Source organism: Paenibacillus sp. NPDC057886 (genome assembly GCF_042796655.1).
Classification (GTDB): domain Bacteria; phylum Bacillota; class Bacilli; order Paenibacillales; family Paenibacillaceae; genus Paenibacillus.
This window is the reverse complement of record NZ_JBHVMZ010000001.1, coordinates 1554093-1573394: the sequence shown is the minus strand read 5'-3', so window position 1 is coordinate 1573394 and position 19302 is coordinate 1554093. Positions and strand designations below refer to the sequence as shown.

The following is a 19302-nucleotide window of genomic DNA, read 5'->3' as shown; positions in this document are numbered from 1 at the left end:
TAATACTAAGAAAGCAGCTGATCCATTGAACTGCACCCCAATTGTTAGACACCATCTAACAATTGGAGGTGCAGTTTTTTTGTCAAAATTTAATTTAGACTTGAAAATAGAAGCTATTCATCAATATTTATCAGGAAATGAAGGGATTAAAAGCATTGCGAAATCCTTAGGAATTAATCATGAAATCCTGCGTATGTGGATCAAGCAATACGAATATCACAGTTTAAAAGCTTTTGAAAAAACCTATACAGCTTACTCTCTAACCTATAAACTAGACGTACTCAACTATATGAACGAAAATGGGACGTCTCCAAATGAAGCTGCTGTCATTTTCAATATCTCTTCTCCAGGGGTTATTCGAAGGTGGCGCAGTCAGTTCAATGAAAATGGGATCGACGCCCTAAAACCAAAGATAAAGGGGCGTCATCGTATGACGGATAAGAATAAAAAAGGACTTCAAAAGCAAGAACCTGCTGAGGGATCGGTTGAAGCTCTACAAGCTGAATTAGAACGTTTGCGTATGGAAAACGCCTACTTAAAAAAGTTGAATGCCTTAGTTCAAAACAAGGAAAAATCACCAAACAAGACAAAGCGCAAGTCGTCTATGAATTAAGGCTTGAATTCCGGTGGTTGCATTGTTAGCGTTCGCTGAAGTCCCACGTAGTACCTTCTATTACTGGGTGAAGCAGTTTGATAAGCCCGATCTAGACGCAGATCTAAAACTCCTTATTCAATCCATTTATGAGGAACATCAGGGGCGTTATGGATATCGTCGTATCCGTGATGAACTAGTTCATCGTGGACACCGAGTTAACCATAAAAAAGTACTGCGTATCATGAAAGAATTAGGCCTGCAATCTGTGGTGCGTATGAAGAAATATCGTTCCCACGTATTCATTAGTCTCCGAGATGCTAAATAACGCCTTTAAACGCTTATATAGCGGGGATGAACTCCTCCTGCATTCAGATCAAGGCTGGCAATACCAGATGAAGCAGTATCGACAGGCTTTAAAGGGACAAGCGATTACCCAGAGCATGTCACGCAAAGGGAATTGTTATGGTAACGCAGTAATGGAGAACTTCTTTGGCATTATGAAGTCAAAGTTTTTTTATCTTCATGAATTTGAAAGTGTAGATCACTTCAAGCAAGAGCTAGCACGATACATGGATTACTACAATCACAAACGCATCAAGTCAAAATTAAAAGGCATGAGTCCGGTACAATACCGAGCTCATGCCCAACAAATTGCATAAAAATATTTGTCTAACTTTAAGGGGGCACTTCATTATGTTCGGCTGCTTTGTTAAATTAATGGACAACGTATCTCTGCGCCTTCATCATCTTAGCTTAATGCAAACAAAAATACATGTAACTCAAGTTAGAAGCAGTAAATTAAATAGTATGTGAATAATTAGCAGGATTAGGCAGAGCGTGTTTTGCAGCAAGTATGAATCCCACATGTAAGTAGTTTAAAGTGGGAGGAATATGTTTCTTTATCATATATTGTATGATATGATGCATAGGAAAAAAGGACCAGTAGGAGAGTGCTTAAATGAATAAAAAGGTACTTGTTACTTCCGTATTGTCTATGTTTCTTGTATCAAGTGCGACAAGTGTGTTAGCTCATCCGGGGAGAACAGATTCAAATGGAGGTCATACTTGTTGGACAAATTGTGCCAAATGGGGGCTAGAGTACGGAGAGTATCATTATCATAATGGTGGTAGTTCTTCTTCAAGTAGCAAATCATCTGGTAGTTCTTCATCCAGCAGTTCTTCATCATCATCTACAAAAAACAGTTCACCATCAAAGCCAAAAAAAACTAAACCTCAGTATACGGAATCATCTTTAAAAGTCTATGTTAATGACAAAAAAATTGATTTCACAAATAAGCCGGTACAATATCAAGGAAGTAATTTGCTTCCTTTACGAGACATTGCAGATGCGTTGGATGCAACTTTTACATACGATCCTAATAGTGCAACTATAGGATTAACCAAAGATAAATTTAAGGTAACCCTCACTCTGGGAAGTAAAACCGTATTTTATAACGGAAAATCTGTTTCATTAAGTACGGCTCCAAAAGTTATAAACGGAATTACGTACATTCCAGTACAATCCATTAAAGGATTAGGAGCAACCTTGCAATTAAATTTAAGTAAAAACATATTAAATATTGGGATATAACTCTAATGGAGGGCTGAGGCTCTCTCTTTTTATTCAGCACTTTGAAGTATGATTTTATCTTCAATATATACGTGTTTAAGATCATTAAAGTTGCTGAAACAGCACTGATATTTATCTCCTGGTGTTAGTAAAATATGATCGCCTTCCACAGTTGCTATTAAAATGTACATCATTCGAGTAGAAAGACTTAAACAACCTTGGCGATTATAAGACTGAGGTTATTTATGCCTTTGTTAAAGGTATTTATAGTTTGTGAATATGTATATATTGTTCATTTTCGTAAAAAATGCTCTATCAGAAAGTTATTAAATCTATAACCATAAGATATGTTAGAGCAATTGAAGGAGGGGATAGAAAGGGGTGATAATATCATTGTCTGATTTAATGCCAAGTTCTTTATTTAGCTCCATAACAACCAAAGGATGCTGACTTTCGAATTGATATGAATTAAATGAAGTATTCCAGCAACATTTGTTCACTTAGGAAATTAAATGTAATTTAGAAGAGAGTGTGTGTTAAAGCCAACTGTTGTATCAGATACTTACGTAGAAATGGTCTTGTTTCATACCAAATTTGTTACTTTAGAGAGGTTAATGGTAATGATAAAAAACGAAGAAAGATATGTTGAACAAATCTTTACGTATAAGGACAAAGAGCGTCTCGAGTCTTTTATTACACGAAGTGCGTGTTATTTTTACGTGGCAGTTTCTTCTTTAATAATTTGTGTACTGTCAATGGTAACTATGTTAGCTACGATTTTTATTAGCGAAACCCTTGCAACTATTGCATTTGTCACCACTATAACAACCATTTTTGCCGCGATTATCTTCATGTTAATGATCGATAGAGATGTTTTCTCTTCAAAGGGACTGAATCAAAAATTATTGTTCTATTGTATTCTTATGAGCGAGTACATTCAGAAAGGTAAGAGCCCATCTAAGATTAGAATGATAAAAAGGGGGCTTATAAGGTACTTACATACATTAGAAGGCAACGTGAAAAATGTGTTTATCTTTAATAGCTTTGATTTTGATATACAGTTGATTAAGGATATACGAAAGTTCCTGATAGAAGATATGAATATAATGATAAAAAACGGAAAAAAGGATGAGGTAGTCCAAATTATAAATATGGTGAAGAATGCTTATTATTCTGCAGAATCAATGCAACTTACTGGTGATGTTGAAAGTATGCATGCAACTCAATTAGAAGATCTAAGAGTTGCTATTAAAAGTAATATGGGAGTAATTTTGATTGATAATGAGGACAATGTTCTATCTAAATTTTATAAAAAGATACAAAATTGGTTGACTAATTCAACTGTCAAAATTATTATATTTGTAATTTTGGGTTTGATCTTAATGTATTACGTTAATAATACAGAGTATTCTGCGTTACTGGTAAACAACATATCAGTAGTAGCGCTTATTTTTGCTTTTATATTCTACATTAAAAGATAATGTGAACCTGATAAATAAGAGACTTGTTTGAATTGTATAGGGACGAACGTAAGGGGAAGGGTCAAGATAAATATCTTGACCTATTTTTTTGTACCCCACTTTAGTGCAAAGTTATATGAATCTATCTGCAATGGTTGGCTGCAATCCTTGTAGGGTAGTAGCGACAACGGTTGCGATAACAGCTGAACCAAAGCTTGAGCCCAAGTTTTCTATAATATTAGTCCCAACACCTGCTTCAGGAAGTATGAAAACTGCCACGCGAAGGAACGGCAACTTCATTACGTTAACGGGCAGTTAAGCTCAATAGATAGTGTTAATTTCTGCAAAGAAATCGTATATTTGAACCAGGGAATGTAAAAAGTAGTTTAATTGGATGTATATAAACATTCATGTGAAAAAATAGAGCTATATATTATATTCTGGACATCTTGTCCTTAATGGAATCTTAAGCTTAACTTAACTGATCATGAGCTATCATGAGTCAAACAAATAGGATAGGGGCGACGAAGTTGAAAATATTGGTGGTCGAAGATGATCTGTCGATGCAGAAGTCGGTTTGCATGGGGTTGCGAAAATTCAGCTATGCAGTCGATGTGGCATCGGACGGCGAAGAGGCGTTGCGAATGGTCGAAATCCACGAATATGACGCGCTCGTGCTGGACTGGAATCTACCTAGAATCGATGGAATCGATGTCCTAAGGGAAATCCGCAAGAATAACCAGGACATCAAGATTTTAATTCTATCGGCACGTTCCGAGGTAGAGGACAAAATTTTTGGTCTAGACACCGGAGCGAACGATTATATGGCGAAACCCTTTCACTTCAAGGAGCTGGAGGCTAGACTGCGGGCGCTACTCCGCCGGAGATTTACCCAGACGGATACGCGATTGTCGCATGGCGAACTGCTGATCGATACCGCGTTAAAGACCGCGTACGTTAAGGGCAACCTAATGGAATTGACGAAGAAAGAATATGGCATTCTGGAGCACCTGATGCTTAACAAAGATAAAGTCGTCAGTGCAGAAGAAATCATGGAACACCTGTGGGACAGCAGCTTCGACGGATTCTCGAACTCTCTTAAGGTTCATATCAATTCTCTCAAAAAGAAGTTGGCGGCGCTTTTGGGTGAACAGGAAGTGATCAAGAACCGGAGAGGGCTTGGATATTACATAGCGGAGGTGCCGCTTGATGCATATTAATTCTCTTCCGCTGCGTGTGCGACTAACTTTATTAATGGCGATGATACTCTCAATCGCATGCTTCTCTCTCATGGCCGCTTTAATCTATACAGCTCGCGTCGTTTATGTCGCTCCTCAGCTAGTTCCTGGAGTCAGTACCTCAGGAGAAATAGAGAGAGGGCCTCTTCTAGTGCCTATACCGTCCGTGCCTCCAATACCGTCTGCACCTCCTATACCCTCCGTGCCGCCCGTCTTGATTGAGCAGCAGATTAACTTCGCTTCTACTGGCTTCCTGTGCGTAATCTTGATCATCGCTAGCGGAAGTGTCCTTACCTACAGGGTAGCAGGAGGAGCGCTGAAGCCTGTCACAGACTTAAGCAAGGAGATCGAAGAGATCGACGAAAATAATCTGTACAGGCAGGTTCAGGTTCCCCCGTCCAAGGACGAGGTCGCGAGGTTGTCTATATCATTTAATCGAATGACCCGGAAATTAGAAAAATCTTTCATGACTCATAAACACTTTACAGCCAATGCCGCTCATGAACTCAAAACACCGATCGCCGCTATGCTCGCCAGGATTGAGGTGGTAAAGCTAGGTGGCCCGCCATCACTTGAAGAATATAAGGAAGCACTGCAGGATACGCAGTGCAATGTGGAGCGACTTAACACCCTGGTTCACGATCTGCTCCAAATGAATGCGGACTTGAATGTGGCCGCTTGTGTGACATTCTCAGCTAAGGAGCTGTTCCAGTCGATCTTAAGTGAACTTGCTGCGGAGATTCAAAGCAAGCATATCGATGTCAAAGTCCACCTTGAGGATATACCAGTCTATGGAGAGAGGAATCTGTTGCACCGGGCATTCTCAAACATTCTTCATAATGCCATTAAGTATAATAAGCCGAATGGGAGCATACAAATCACTGGCACACGTCATCCGGATACAATGCGGATGACCATCGTCGATACGGGTATAGGGATCCCAGAGGATCAAATGGACAAAATCTTTGAACCTTTCTACTGCGTGGACAAGTCGCGTTCCAGAGAGCTAGGGGGCAACGGTCTGGGTCTTTCCATTACCAAGGCGGTCATCGACAAGCATAGCGGCTCAATACAAGTCCAGAGCGAAGTGAGTATGGGCACCACATTCGAGGTTCAACTGCCTAACGCCTACACCGTTCATTGAATCGGTGGCTGTCGCACTCGCGTCGGGCCGTTTCTTGCCAGGCTTAACCTATAATTAACCTTTCCTCCCGTATAGTAATGGTATATCCATGTATTGGGGGAGACGAGATATGCGAAAAATCATTTCAATAGCTCTGATGATGATTGTACTTGCGACGGGGATTGGATTGGCGGGGCAACTTTTGCGTCCGCCTTTGCCGCCATCCGAATCCGATGCTGATTATCCGGCATATGAGCGGATGTTGACAAACCTAAAGGCGATGACGGTCAAGGAGCATCCACCCGGCTCGAAAGAACTGGAGTCAGTACGAGCCTATCTGTTGGAGCAAATACGAGCAATGGGCTTGGAACCGAAGGTCGAAAAAGTTACTTATACGGTCACAGACGTGATGGCTGACATGTTTGAGCGCAGTGGCGTACCAGACTTTCAGAATTTGCCTCCGCTTGCTAACGGACTTTCTCATGAGGATAACTTCAAGAATGGCATTCGCACACGGGCCCATTTTGATGAAAATGATAAATTGATTCTGCAAAATATATTGGTGAAGCTAGACGCCCCCGCAACAGATCGTGGTATCCTTATTTCGGCTCATTACGACACCAAACCGACGACCCCTGGTGCGGCAGACGACATGGTCTCTGTTACCGCCATTCTGGAAGCTATGCGCAAGCAGGCGATGAACCTGAATTTGCAATCGGACCTTTATTTTCTGTTCACGGATGGTGAAGAATTAGGGACGCTAGGAGCGAAGGAATTCGTTCGATCGCACACTGAGCTTCTCGGTAATATCGATTTGGTCATTAACTTCGAAGCGCGCGGCAATCGAGGAGGGCTGCTGATGTTCGAGACTTCTGACGACAATCTAGATGCGGTGCGCTACTTTCAATCTGCAAGCTCGCGTCCGCTAGCTTTTTCGTTTACAAACGAGTTGTACCGCCGGATGCCCAATGGGACGGATTTGACCCGTTATTTGAAGGCGGGCTACTCTGGTCTAAATTTCGCGGCAGTTGAGGGGGTCGAGAGCTACCACGGAAAATCGGACAACTTTGAAAATTTGGATCGCAGTACGGCATACCATTTTCTGAAGTCCGCCGTGGAAATTGCTGATCATGCCGCGCAGGTTCCATTTAAAGATGGAAGAAAACAGGACAGCCTTTACTTTTCCTTATTGCCCGGCTATTTAGTGATCATGAGTAAAGCCGAGTCTTATGTCCTGTCAGCCGCAGCCGCCGGGTTCGCCCTATGGTATATGATCTTTCACATTCGAACGGGCAGCTTACGACTCCGCACAATGATTGCCGAATTGGGCCGGCTGCTCGGATGGATGGCCGGAGCGGCGGTATTGAGCTGGGTAATCGTATCGGGGGTAACACGATTGCTGCATCTGTCCGAGTCGACGAATAATGATACCGTTTTCTTGAGCATCTTTCTCGCTGTGGGCGTGTGCGCTCTTGCTATGGCGGTCATTCGGGATAGCAAGCTTTCGCTGCACGAAGCGCTTGCCGGTCTTCTGCCCTTTCTCTTGCTGCTGGTTGTAGGTAGCGCCATTCTGTTCCAAGATATCAGCTATTTGTTCTCGCTCGTCACCATGGGGATTCTAGTTGTTGTCCTACTGGATCGGTACCGAATCGGAAGATGGATTTCGTCAGTCGTGGTCGGCACATTAATAGTTTTTCTGTATGCGCCTGTCTGTTGGTTAATTTATGTACTGTTCATGCTGCCTTTCACCCCGATAGTGGTTGCGATAAGCGTCATTCCGATTTCGATCGCTTCCGCTTTGTTAGCGACAGTATCGAAAGATCCCTCCTCGGGACGAAACTATTCCAGAGTATAGGCTGTCAATATTTCGTTTAAAACATTTGAAGTTGAACTCCATCAATCGTTCTTTGAGGATTGGGGAAGTGGTGTGGAGGAATCTTTTCAAGACGATAAATCTAGTGTTTATCTAGAAGTTTATAATCATGGAAATATCCCAGCAGAAAATGTCATGGTTGAGATTCACGTTGATTTTGATGAATTAAATGATTTTATGAGAGATCATACCGCTTGCTATGGTAAAGATAATCATTCATTTTATCTTTCTGAGGAGAAAAAGTTGTTATTTCATTTAATAAAGTAGAAATTATCCAACATGAAATTAAATTTCATATGGATGCCAAGGTCAAAAAAGACTTGAAGGTACACGCTAATTTATCATAACGAGTCGCCAAACGACAATAATTTTGGGGTCATTCGGCGATTTTTCTTTCCGGGAATTACCGGTATGGCCTGTTGTTCCTTCAAAATGGCCCGAATGGCATTCGTATCATATGCTCGGTCGGCTAGAACTTGCTTTCGGGTCAGTTTCGTGCTTTTAAGGATGTTGAAACTTTGGACAGAGTCATGCGCTTCGCCTCCGGTCAAGTCGAAACGCAGTGGATTTCCTAATGCGTCAACTATTGCATGAATTTTCGTGCTTAATCCACCTCGGGAACGTCCGATCATTTGCTTGCTTTGCCCGCTTTTGCGCCTGATCTGTCTTGATGGAAGCTTCTACAGGGAAAGTGCTTCATAACGTTAATGCAGGTGAGGCTATGCCGCCTGCAAGTATGACTAAGACGATGACGGAATATATTGTTGGTAAGCAAGTAAATCAAGGGAGGATTAGTTGGGAAGATATTGTTGAAGTAGGAGACAATGCTGCAAAGAGTATTGGATCTCGTGTTTACCTAACAAAAGGGGAAAAACATACAGTCAAAGAGTTGTACACTGCTATGGAGATAGGGTCTGCCAATGACGCTACTGTAGCGTTGGCTGAATATATATCTGGGTCGGAACTCGATTTCTTAAAATTGATGAATGATGAAGCTCAACGCATGGGGACGAAGGATATTTATTATATTAACACTACAGGGCTTAATCGTGAGGATATGCCTGAAGAATATCGTCCTGCAGAAGACATAGAAACTATGATGTCAGCATTGGATGCAGCTATCCTATGTAGAAACATTATTCAAGATTTCCCGAGTATAGGGATTTCACAACTATCCAATCAAGACCATGATCCCATTGAAGTCGCTATTTTAGCGGCTTTTTTGTTTTAAGGAACCAAGTTCTAGTCCCAAGCTGAGGACAAGAACTTGGTTCCTTTGCCGAAAAGGACAAGAACATTGTGTCATTTTGGATTAGGTAGTTACCTAAATAGTTTCATGATCAAGAACTTGTACCGATTACCGTAAGAACATAGTCCGTTTACCGATTAGGTGTATATCTAATAAATATTGAGTAAGTATAGCCTAAAATTCAATAAGTATTTTGGGAACGGATAACATTTAGCAAATTTTTCATTTAGTAAATATTCCAAATATATGGTATAACTCTTCTTGCTGTCAAAAAATAGACAAGGGATACAACATGCAAAAGAAACACAAGTTTTGGAACAAGGTTCTCAGCTTAATGATTGCTGGTTCCTTGATTTCTACATCATCGCTTAATAACACCATCGCTTGGGGGAGCCCTCTCTCCGAAAAATCAACGCTCCAAGAAAGCAACATTTCTGACAACTCATTGATGTCTAACACCCCCAAAGAGATCGCTTCGCTTCGAAGTGAGAAATCGAAGACATTCTTAAATGAGAATGGGACATATACGACTCAAATTTCTGAAACGCCAGTTCACTATCAGGATTCCTCTAATCACGAGTGGAAGCCTATTGATAATCGTTTAAACACGACGAGTCAAACGGCTTATAATAATGATCATGAATTCAAAGTAGAAATGAACAAAAAACACTCTACTACTGACGATTTGGTTGAGATCAAAGAGGATAAATTCAGCATTGGCTTAAACCCCATATCGGAAACAAATCCGGTAAAAACCACGCAAAGCCTATCTAGCACCAAACCTGCAGGGATTGTTACGGATAATGTAATGAAATATAAGGGTCTTTATCCCGATACTGATTTAATCTATACCCTCGGAAACGACAGACTCAAAGAAGAGCTTAAACTCACTAAAAAGCCGACCGGCAAAAAGTCAGTGATTTACTCCTTTGCCTTAACTCTAGGTAATCTGGATTATCGCCAGGAACAGGATGGCTCGGTTTCCTTGGTTAACCCATCTACCGGCGATACTGAATATATCATAGACAAACCGTTGATGTATGATTCCTTTATACCTGAAGGTTATCAGCAAGTAGAGGGGGTTAATGCTTACCCTGAAGAAGCTCTTTCTTACGATATTCACTATGAATTGAAAGAAAAAAAGGGACAGTTATACATTGATGTAATCCCCAGTCTGGCGTGGCTTAACGACGCATCACGTGTATACCCTGTCACCATAGACCCGACCATTGTCAAATTTCAACCGACATACCGCTTAGCGGATACCAATATACGTAGTGCTTTTCCGAAACAAACTGGAGCAACAGACACGACACTAGGAGTAGGTCTATATAAAGACGCTACCAGCTCTAATATCATTCGTTCACTCATTCAATTTGATACATCGACGATTCCACAAGGAGCAAAGGTTCTAACAGCTGACTTGAACCTCTGGTTAGCGTCCGTTTCGAATAATACCAATGTGGACATCACACTAAATAGTGTCAATAAAGCATGGACGGAATACTCAGCATCTTGGATGTATGCAGATGCTACAAACTTGTGGAGTAAACTGGGAGGAGACTTCAATGCTTCGCAAGTGGCTACAACTTCTGTTGGTCCTTTAACATCACTTTCAGCAAACTATAAGTGGTCCTTGCCTGCCAATATGCTAGAGAAGTGGATTAATGATCCTACATCAAACAAAGGATTCATGTTAAAAAGCAATTCGGAAACAACAAATAGCTATAAAAAATTCATATCCGGTGATGATACTTCAAATCCCGATTACACGCCGCTTTTAAGTGTGACTTACACTTCTGCTAGCCGACTCGGTCTTAAAGATTACTGGACGTATGATAGTCATCCGATAGCGAATGGAACAAGTTACACCAATTTGGGCACGGGTAACAATATCATTCAGTTTAATGATTATTCCTTAACCGGTAGAGGAGATACCTCCGTTGACTTTATACGAACGTATAACTCTAAATCAAGTGAATCTTCGCCCTTTGGCTATGGCTGGTCCTACACGGGCGGAGAAACAATCGTAGAAGCATATAAAACAGGGTCCGTATTGTTTACAGACCACACAGGATCCTCCTATGAATTTCAGTATAACGCATCGTCAAATACGTATACCTCTTCAGCTGGTGAATATCTGACGCTGAAAAAGATAAAAAATAATGCTGGAGCAACGACTGGTTTTGAGCTGACAGATCCTCATGGCTACTTGATGCATTTTGATACAATTTCAAATGATGATCAAGTAAGTATCACCCAGTCAGCACTCAGTTATGAGCAAGATCTGCATGGGAATCGCATCACGTATACCCGGAACGGAAATGGAGCATTAACGAGCATTAAGGATCCTTCAGGACGCACCCTTACATTTGTATATAGTACAGATGGTTTAGTGGATTATGCCACGCTTGAGGGGCGTAAGATGGACTATACCTATCAAAACGGCAAGCTAGTTACTGTAGACCAGTACAGTGAGGATGGTTCCTACAGCCGGACACAATTTAGTTATGGTGGGAATTACATTAAAACCATATTTGACCCTAATAATCGGTTAACGACCTACACCTATGATCAGGAGTTTTTGGTCAAGGTTCAGGAACCTTCAACCGTTTCGGTTACGGATGCAAGTGACCGGCCGGCAACACAGTACAAGTATGATATTGTTGCTCGTACAGCAGAAGTGACCAATCCCAATGGCGGTAAGACGTTCTATACGCTTAACTCTAACTTCGTGGCTGAGAAAATCCAAGATGCCACAGGAGAGGTTACCCAGAATGTTTTGGATGCCAATTATAATGTAACGAAGGTAACCAATCCAGATGGAACAACTGCTCAGCAGACGTATGATAGTAAAGGAAATGTTCTGACTCAAACGGATGAAGTTGGAAATGTCACTACGTATAAATACAATGATTTGAATCACGTGGTTCAAGAAATTGACCCTAAACAAAATATCACCAATTATACGTATACTGCCGAAGGTGATTTGGAAACCATCGTGGATGCCAAACAAAAGGTTACCCGTTATGAATATGATATCTATGGTAATTTAAAAAAGACGACGTATCCAGATCAGTCCATTGAAACGTACAGCTACGACGATAAAGGCAATGATATCAAATCGGTAAAAGATGCAGTAGGTAACACAACAACCGTGACGACAGATGCGGTAGGTAATATCATTGCAGATACCGATGGAAACAATAATCTCACAGAGTATCAATATGATCAGTTGAATCGTCTGAAAGCTGTGATTGATGCTAATCGTCAAAAGACAACTTATACGTATGATACAGCCGGAAACTTGACGCAAACCACCAACCCAAAACAGATTACAGTTCAGTATGAATACAATGGGCAAAATCAGTTAACGAAAAAGACGGATGCCACGGGGAATGCTACCGAGAATACATTTGATTCTAATGGCAACCTGATTCAGACGAAAACTCCTAATGGCCATATGATCTCTAGTAGCTTCACTGCTTTGGATCAACTTAAAACGATAACCATAGATGGGCAACAAAAGTGGGCTTATCAATATGATTCCAATGGATTACTTCTCCAAGTAAACAATGGTATGCGTTCCTTTACGTACAAACCTGATGGGTTGCCTGCCACAGAGGTAGATCGAGGACATACGAAAACGTACACGTATAATGCGAATAGTGGCCTTCAGGAACTCGCATATACAACTGGTACAGTTTCGTCTAAAGTGAATTATGAATACACTGGGTTAGATCAAGTCAAAAGTATTGCAAAAGATAATCAAAGCCTCATTTCATATCAATACAATGATACGGGCGCCATGCAACAAGCCGATCGAGCCAACGGAATTATAACTAAAGCTACTTACGATCAAGGGGATCAGTTGCTTACTTACGGTGATTACTCTAGCGCAGGTAGTGCACTGCGTGAGTACAACTATACGTATGATAGCAATGGGAATGTAAAAACAATTCAAACGGATGCTGGTAGTACAGCCTATGTGTACGACACACTCGACCAATTGACACAAGAAACACTACCGGATGGAACAACTATTCGTTACAGTTATGACGAGGTAGGTAATCGTACGCAGAAGGTGGTCGTTAGCAGTGGTCAAGAGCAAACCACAACGTATTCGCATAATAGTGCCAATCAACTGACATCTGTAAACGGACAAGAATATCAGTATGATAACAATGGTAATCTGTTAAATGACGGCAAACAAACGTATATTTATGATGCGTTAGATCAATTAATTGAAGTGAAAAACCAATCTGGGCAGAGAATACAGCAATACAGTTATGATGAACAGGGAAGACGTATTCAGTCGATTGGTCAGTCCGGAACAACGAATTTCTTCTATGAAGGCGATGAAGTCATTTATGAAACGGACGGAAATAACAAAACACTTCGAGAGTACACGTGGGACGATAGTGGAAGTCCGGTAGCCTTGACCAAAGATGGTCAAACATTTTACTATCATTTAAATGGCCACGGAGATGTCGTTAGCTTAACAAACGTAGACGGCAATGAAGTAGCTCGGTATGAATATGACGCATGGGGGAATATTGTAAATCAAAGTGGCTCGCTTGCGGATGAAAACCCATACCGTTATGCTAGTTATAGATACAATGCAGAGACCGGATTGTATTACCTTCTGTCAAGAAACTACAATCCGCAACTTGGTTTCTTTACCTCGTTGGACTCGGAACAAGATTTGGATCTAGATAACCCGCTGAATCGAAATGGATATAGCTACGGACTAAATAATCCAGTTGCATATGTAGATGATAATGGAAACAATCCGTATATAATATATCTCATTATTTTTGTTGTTAAAGTTGCCGTTAAGGAAGTAGTCAAAACAGGAGTCAAGAAGGCTGCGAAAAAAGCTACAGTAAAGGCAATCAAAAAGGGAACATCATCTGCAGTAGCAAAGAAGACAGGGAGGTCAGGAAAACAAGCTAGACTCAAAGAAATAGCAAATGATGTTAAGGTTTCAACTTCATTGCGAGGAGAAATCAAACGTGATCTAAACGAAATTAAAAGAAAGAAACGTAAAAACGTAAGAGTCCCTCAGGGTTACCAAATGCAGCACAAACGTGGTTACGAGGCAAGGAAGGGTTACGGTTACGAACACAGTGTTTTAAATATTACAAAAAACCATAAGACACAACATAGATACGATAATAATGGGAAAATAAGATAAAACATTATTAGGAGGAAATATGAATCAAAAAGAATTTGAATCTGTCATCAATCTCCCTGCAAATATTCGTTATGAATACTTCATCAAAAAAGTAGTAGATTCAGAAGAAGTGTGGGGCCTTTATGAGAATGGGTGGTCAGTTACCGAAGATAATAAAGGTAATAAATTACTTCCATTTTGGCCTAAGAAAGAATTCGCGGAATACTGTGCAACTGATGATTGGGAAATTTATTCAAGTAAAAGTATGGATTTGTACGAGCTTATAGATGAGTTTTTACCCAATTTAAAACAAGAGGGTATTAAACCTTCAATATTCTTTAATAATGCTGATTCTGCTGTATTAGATGTCGATATACTAATTGAGGATTTAAAGACAGAACTTGAAAAATACTAACAAGATTTGAAACGACCGTCCCCATAATACCGGGGACGGTCGTTTATCTCAGAAGCATAAGTTTGCTGTCGAGAAAGAATATGTAACAATGTTCTTGTCCTCAGAAATATACATATGTACAAAATACGAGTTTTGTGAAACAGTTGTTATAATTTTGGTCAGCGAACATTGCACATTGCTGATCCATCCCATGGATAAATGTGGCTTTTTCTTTTTATAACCCCCGAGATACTTTTAATTTCGTATGGATAAATATGCTATCCAAATATAATATGCACTCATTCGAGCTCTTTAGACTGAGCACATATTATATTTGATATTGAATTCTTTTGATTTTATCCTAAGTCATTTTTAATTCCCGTGCACCCAAAAATTCAATAATGCTGTTCCAGGTATTGGATGCGTTCCCTTGTCCGACATAACCAATGAATTTAGCCTGAACCGGTTCAAATTCAAATGTTTCATAGGCAGCCTGTTTTTTGACTATTGACTTCAAATTTCTCCCGTGCCTCGACTGTTACTCCGTTAAAGACGCAGCTCACCATGACGTCCACAATTCCCGCTTTTTTCCGCATGGAATGTAGTTCCCTCCGTATATCCAATCGTCTCATCACTTGACGTATACGTGACAGGAACATTCAATTCTGTAATGTTTAGGATCTCACCATTATCTAATGTTAGAAACGAGGTTAATTCTCCACTTCCGCCTGCGCTGATCGCATTACCTGCGACTCTCCAGCCGGGTACTGCTTTATTGGGACTTATGGAGATATTCTCTGGAAGTATCGGTGTATCAGCTACCTTAAACTTCACTTGCACGTTCTGGGTATGACCCCGATACGATACAGTGACCTCTCCAGTTCCACTTGTTCCTTGCGGTTGCTTAATTTTAACCTTCGCATCCTTCTCAAAAGGTTTTGCAGAGATGATCGGCGTTTCGGTTGTACCATAAGACAAAGTGTGAACGTAATCCGTTCTTAAGAACTGCATACCCGCTATAGCTTCACCATTCACCAATAGGGATTGAAGCCCCAGATGAATATCTTTGATGCGCTTCTTGCTCTGATCCTGATATAAACTTTGCGGGGATAAGCGATCTCCTTCCCCAATGCCTTCCGCCATATCAAATGGCTGCGTATTCGCATCCGGAATGGAACCCACAATGTTGACGTTCACGCTGGTGTCCTTTCCTTTTGTTCCAATGACATATCCATTCCCGAATTGTTCTGATTCTACAATAATGCCGGATTTACTAGGGTGTACCGCCTGACCGGTCGTATTCCAGAACACACTTTCAGTGGTCACCACCCCATGACGATTCGTTTCGGATGATCCATAATCCCGTGTAATGGCAGAGATCCCGTCCCCGTTAACGACCAGGTTATCGATCAGGTTCGCCATGCTCAATTACATATGAAAATCAGTCAATAATGAAGGCTTCTCAGAATACGAACCTTGCAGCACATTCCCGTTCGCAGAGAAGTTGGCATATGTGAAGCTATGTCTAGCTCCTATTGCCTTACTATTCTTAATGAGATTATCATTGCCAATAAATTGATATAAATAACCATTTCCGTTCGCTCCACGATACTGCGGGTACTGCATGGTTACATGATCCACAGTGACGTTCTTCGTACGGTCCAGAATAATACCCTTGGACAACAGATGATAATCTGTATTGCCAGCTGGCTTATAGGTGTTAATATTTCGAATCCAGCTGTTGGCGATTGCAATCACATTGACTGCTTTAGCATTATCGGCTTCATACCCAGCAGTCCCAACGACTTTGAAGTCATCCTCACCAAGCCCCGACTTCGCATTTTGAATGTTTGCGATTGAGAAATCTTCCAAACCTACTTCGACAATCGGATCTGCGGTCTGACTAATCGTAATATCATCTCGCAGCTTCATTGGATAACGCGTCGGAATGTCTAGCGTGAGCGTTTTGTTCTCCGGATCTACGCCCACGATTTGGCGATAGAATAACGGTTCTACTTTACCGAGACGTGACGACCACTTGTTTTGCATGCCCAGTTCACGCAAGAAACCTGGCGTCGTTTCGAATGAAATGACCACATAACTATTCACAGCAAACCCGCTTGTATCCTCAACAGGCAGCAGGACGGTTGGATCGGTAACGGATTTGCGAAGTTTCGTAGAAATTCCGGTTTTCTTCCAATCTCCGTTACCGATCCGGATAATATCCTTGTTTTTCATATTTTGCTGTGCATTATAGATATGAGTCTTGTTCATCCCGTCACCTTTCAGGACCACACGACTTGCAGGAATGTTTAGCGAATAATCCTTGCCGTCCTGAGGGTTAACCTGATATGTACCCTTGGGAAGATACACGACACCCCCACCTAGCGCAACAGCAGCATCAATTGCCTTTTGAATAGCCTGCGTTGCATCACGGCTCCCTGAAGGATCGGCAAAGTACGGTGCTTTTGTAACGTCGATACGTTTGTTTTTAGGCGTTTTTGGTAGTTCTGTTTCCCCGCGCTGATAACCGGCATACGAAAAGTCATGCAGAAACCTTCCCTGTTCATCTTTAAATCCTGGATACCAATCGTTTGGATAAAGTCTGCTTCTGCCATCCGTACCCAAAGACAGATGCTCACCCGCACGATCAATAGAAGGCTGTGAGTCACCCTCTGACGCTCGCACCTCATGGGTTCCAGGTACAGACAATCCAACAGTCAACGTAAATGCCAACAATAAAAAAGGCCACTTTCTCCGCATACTTTCGTTCTCCTCCTTTTGGATTCCAGAGTATATGAGCGGTTTCAATAAACCCTGTAGTCACCTCCGATCCTGCTCTAGCAAGAGTCATGTGCATGCCATCTCAGCATGTCATAACCGATTGTAGAGCACGAGGGAACGAAATTACATTAACAAAAACGACACTTCAACCCCTATTTTATTCAATATAAGGATTTATTTAGAGGACAATGCGCGATTATACCGCTCTAACGCCTGCTGCTGAATCTCAATCGCACGATCAATCTGCAATGACTTAATTTGCTCGACATACGTATCGAAAGCATCTACCGGCTCAATGCCAAAAATGATTTTAAGCGACATCTCGTCCACGACTTTGTTCACTTCCTGCATGATAACTGACATTTCTGTACTTTCTTTCTCGGTTTTGGGCAGGGTCGGCATCTGATGGAGTACGGCATCCGTACTGGACCATAACTGCACCGCCTCTTTTTGTTCCGGTAAAATATAATATTGTTCCATATATCGCGTATCCTGTACAAATGGACCGAAATAACTTGCTCTGGTGTACATCGCTAGTGCTTGTGCTGGCGACCACTTGTCAGGGTTTTTCAAAATCATTTCCGTATACGTCGGATACCCGTCCTTCATCTCAAAACTAACACCTTCGATGCCAAAGTTGAACAGCAAATGTCCCTCGGGCCCATACCCGTAGTCCAGCATCCGTGCTGCTTCTTCTACATGATGACTGTTGCTGGATATGGCGACTCCACTGGAACCGATAGCGGGAGCAAGTTGACCGAATTTCGGACGATCTCCGTTGTTCATAACAGGATATGGCGCTGGTACAAGTTTCGCATGGGGATCCGTCTCCTGTAAGATGGGTAGCCAGGTACCGATCCCCGCTCCTGCATTCCAGATACTCGCGCCGCTGCGTCCTGTTAGCATATTGGTATCCTGAGTCTCTGAATCGACGGCAGCCAGATTCTTGTCAATGAGTCCTTCCGCATACCATTCACGAAATAAGGATAGAAACGCCTTATACTCAGCTTCTTGTGCCCCAAACTTAATATGGCCATCTTCCACGTAGAACCCCTTTTTAATGCCAAAAGCGCCAATAAAACCGCCGCCTTCGATACCGAACAACGGATTTGGAACACCAAGAAAAGTAAGCGGGGCGTCAGCTCCCTTTTTGTCCTTAAAGGCCTGAAGCATCGTATGCCATTCGTCAATCGTGGTTGGCACATCAAGTCCAAGCTCATCCAGCCAGTCCTTTCGGATAATCGGCCCTTGATAGGTTCGCAACTTATCATCTCCCTGAATAAAGGGAAAAGCGTAATAACTTCCGTTCGCTGTGCGAATCTGCATATCAATGTCTGGATGCTCGGTCAGGTACTGCTTCAGATGAGGTGCGTATTGATCAATAACATCGTTTAATCGCAGAATATATCCGTCTTTGATCGCTTTCTCCGGCCCACCGGGATAATTACTCCACTCGTATTCAATCATATCCGGCAGCTCTCCGGACGTAAGCAGCACATTAATCGCTTCTTTGGCCTGATTGGCGGGAGGCCGGATGAACTGGAGGTTGACTCCGGTTCTTCGCTGCCACTCCTGAAAAAAAGGAACTTCATTGAAGCTGGACTTAATGCTCGCTGCATTGCCATTCAATTCTGCCCAGTAGGTTAATTTCCCATCGTCATTGGGTGCAGCGATTGAGACGGTCTGGTACTCTGATGAGCCGGAGCGTTCATCCAGTTTGGCATCCGAATCTGTCCCGTTCTGATCGCAAGCAGTCAGCATGCCAAGCAGCAGGATGAATCCCGTTACCTTTGCTATGAATGCCAACTTCGTCTTTACGTTCATGTTCCGGTCTCCTTTC

At 41.8% G+C, this 19302-nt stretch carries 14 protein-coding genes and 2 pseudogenes; 10 read left to right on the top strand and 6 right to left on the bottom strand.

Features of this window, described 5'->3' with window-relative positions; genetic code table 11:
• Window positions 1–79: 79 nt before the first annotated feature.
• The 3 genes and pseudogenes from ACFVQB_RS06895 (at window position 80) to ACFVQB_RS06885 (ending at window position 3646) form a co-directional block, all read left to right on the top strand.
• Window positions 80–1254 (top strand): annotated as a pseudogene (locus tag ACFVQB_RS06895) (IS3 family transposase).
• Between the two features lie 299 nt (window positions 1255–1553).
• Window positions 1554–2186 (top strand): copper amine oxidase N-terminal domain-containing protein, encoded by a 633-nt coding sequence (locus tag ACFVQB_RS06890; protein ID WP_379435994.1) that lies wholly within the window; start codon window positions 1554–1556, stop codon window positions 2184–2186.
• 599 nt (window positions 2187–2785) lie between these two features.
• Entirely contained in the window at window positions 2786–3646 is an 861-nt protein-coding gene (locus ACFVQB_RS06885) for a hypothetical protein (RefSeq protein WP_379435992.1), read from the top strand.
• A gap of 123 nt (window positions 3647–3769) precedes the next feature.
• Here the strand turns inward: ACFVQB_RS06885 and ACFVQB_RS34535 are convergent.
• Window positions 3770–3889, bottom strand: a pseudogene (locus tag ACFVQB_RS34535) (MFS transporter); the annotation flags it as partial.
• 266 nt (window positions 3890–4155) lie between these two features.
• Here ACFVQB_RS34535 and ACFVQB_RS06880 point away from each other — a divergent pair.
• The 4 genes from ACFVQB_RS06880 to ACFVQB_RS06865 all read left to right on the top strand — a co-directional run bounded on the left by ACFVQB_RS06880 (window position 4156) and on the right by ACFVQB_RS06865 (window position 8126).
• Entirely contained in the window at window positions 4156–4845 is a 690-nt protein-coding gene (locus ACFVQB_RS06880; RefSeq protein WP_379435990.1) for a response regulator transcription factor, read from the top strand.
• Window positions 4835–6007, top strand: a complete 1173-nt coding sequence (locus tag ACFVQB_RS06875) for a sensor histidine kinase (RefSeq protein ID WP_379435987.1) — start codon at window positions 4835–4837, stop codon at window positions 6005–6007. The genes ACFVQB_RS06880 and ACFVQB_RS06875 overlap by 11 nt, the downstream gene beginning before the upstream one ends.
• Before the next feature lie 109 nt (window positions 6008–6116).
• Window positions 6117–7841 carry a M28 family peptidase gene (locus tag ACFVQB_RS06870; protein WP_379435984.1) on the top strand — a complete coding sequence of 575 codons (1725 nt, stop codon included), beginning with the start codon at window positions 6117–6119 and terminating at the stop codon, window positions 7839–7841.
• Between the two features lie 72 nt (window positions 7842–7913).
• Complete coding sequence (locus ACFVQB_RS06865) at window positions 7914–8126, top strand: hypothetical protein (RefSeq protein ID WP_379435980.1); 213 nt, start codon at window positions 7914–7916, stop codon at window positions 8124–8126.
• Between the two features lie 74 nt (window positions 8127–8200).
• Here ACFVQB_RS06865 and ACFVQB_RS06860 read toward each other — a convergent pair whose 3' ends face one another.
• Window positions 8201–8491 (bottom strand): transposase, encoded by a 291-nt coding sequence (locus ACFVQB_RS06860; RefSeq protein WP_379435977.1) that lies wholly within the window; start codon window positions 8489–8491, stop codon window positions 8201–8203.
• A 38-nt stretch (window positions 8492–8529) separates the two neighbouring features.
• Between ACFVQB_RS06860 and ACFVQB_RS06855 the strand changes: the two genes are divergently transcribed.
• The 3 genes from ACFVQB_RS06855 (at window position 8530) to ACFVQB_RS06845 (ending at window position 14699) form a co-directional block, all read left to right on the top strand.
• Window positions 8530–9090 carry a D-alanyl-D-alanine carboxypeptidase family protein gene (locus ACFVQB_RS06855; RefSeq protein WP_379435974.1) on the top strand — a complete coding sequence of 187 codons (561 nt, stop codon included), beginning with the start codon at window positions 8530–8532 and terminating at the stop codon, window positions 9088–9090.
• Between the two features lie 310 nt (window positions 9091–9400).
• Window positions 9401–14305, top strand: a complete 4905-nt coding sequence (locus tag ACFVQB_RS06850) for a polymorphic toxin type 8 domain-containing protein (RefSeq protein WP_379435971.1) — start codon at window positions 9401–9403, stop codon at window positions 14303–14305.
• Window positions 14306–14324: 19 nt separating this feature from the next.
• Window positions 14325–14699 carry a DUF2750 domain-containing protein gene (locus ACFVQB_RS06845; RefSeq protein ID WP_379435968.1) on the top strand — a complete coding sequence of 125 codons (375 nt, stop codon included), beginning with the start codon at window positions 14325–14327 and terminating at the stop codon, window positions 14697–14699.
• A gap of 340 nt (window positions 14700–15039) precedes the next feature.
• Here ACFVQB_RS06845 and ACFVQB_RS06840 read toward each other — a convergent pair whose 3' ends face one another.
• From ACFVQB_RS06840 to ACFVQB_RS06825, 4 genes are all read right to left on the bottom strand, one after another.
• On the bottom strand, window positions 15040–15195 hold the full coding sequence (locus ACFVQB_RS06840; protein ID WP_379435965.1) for a hypothetical protein: 156 nt from the start codon (window positions 15193–15195) through the stop codon (window positions 15040–15042).
• Between the two features lie 29 nt (window positions 15196–15224).
• Complete coding sequence (locus tag ACFVQB_RS06835) at window positions 15225–16100, bottom strand: hypothetical protein (RefSeq protein ID WP_379435962.1); 876 nt, start codon at window positions 16098–16100, stop codon at window positions 15225–15227.
• A gap of 6 nt (window positions 16101–16106) precedes the next feature.
• A complete protein-coding gene (locus ACFVQB_RS06830) occupies window positions 16107–17441 on the bottom strand; it encodes a glycosyl hydrolase family 28-related protein (RefSeq protein WP_379435960.1) in 1335 nt (444 codons plus the stop codon).
• Between the two features lie 195 nt (window positions 17442–17636).
• Entirely contained in the window at window positions 17637–19286 is a 1650-nt protein-coding gene (locus ACFVQB_RS06825; protein ID WP_379435944.1) for an extracellular solute-binding protein, read from the bottom strand.
• Window positions 19287–19302: the final 16 nt, after the last annotated feature.

Excerpts from the sequence above, each read along its gene's own strand:
- ACFVQB_RS06830 (WP_379435960.1), bottom strand. The coding sequence starts at position 17,441 with ATGCGGAGAAAGTGGCCTTTTTTATTGTTGGCATTTACGTTGACTGTT.
- ACFVQB_RS06860 (WP_379435977.1), bottom strand. The coding sequence starts at position 8,491 with ATGATCGGACGTTCCCGAGGTGGATTAAGCACGAAAATTCATGCAATA.
- ACFVQB_RS06870 (WP_379435984.1), top strand. The coding sequence starts at position 6,117 with ATGCGAAAAATCATTTCAATAGCTCTGATGATGATTGTACTTGCGACG.
- ACFVQB_RS06850 (WP_379435971.1), top strand. The coding sequence starts at position 9,401 with ATGCAAAAGAAACACAAGTTTTGGAACAAGGTTCTCAGCTTAATGATT.
- ACFVQB_RS06890 (WP_379435994.1), top strand. The coding sequence starts at position 1,554 with ATGAATAAAAAGGTACTTGTTACTTCCGTATTGTCTATGTTTCTTGTA.
- ACFVQB_RS06875 (WP_379435987.1), top strand. The coding sequence starts at position 4,835 with ATGCATATTAATTCTCTTCCGCTGCGTGTGCGACTAACTTTATTAATG.
- ACFVQB_RS06845 (WP_379435968.1), top strand. The coding sequence starts at position 14,325 with ATGAATCAAAAAGAATTTGAATCTGTCATCAATCTCCCTGCAAATATT.
- ACFVQB_RS06825 (WP_379435944.1), bottom strand. The coding sequence starts at position 19,286 with ATGAACGTAAAGACGAAGTTGGCATTCATAGCAAAGGTAACGGGATTC.
- ACFVQB_RS06835 (WP_379435962.1), bottom strand. The coding sequence starts at position 16,100 with ATGGCGAACCTGATCGATAACCTGGTCGTTAACGGGGACGGGATCTCT.
- ACFVQB_RS06885 (WP_379435992.1), top strand. The coding sequence starts at position 2,786 with ATGATAAAAAACGAAGAAAGATATGTTGAACAAATCTTTACGTATAAG.
- ACFVQB_RS06855 (WP_379435974.1), top strand. The coding sequence starts at position 8,530 with ATGGAAGCTTCTACAGGGAAAGTGCTTCATAACGTTAATGCAGGTGAG.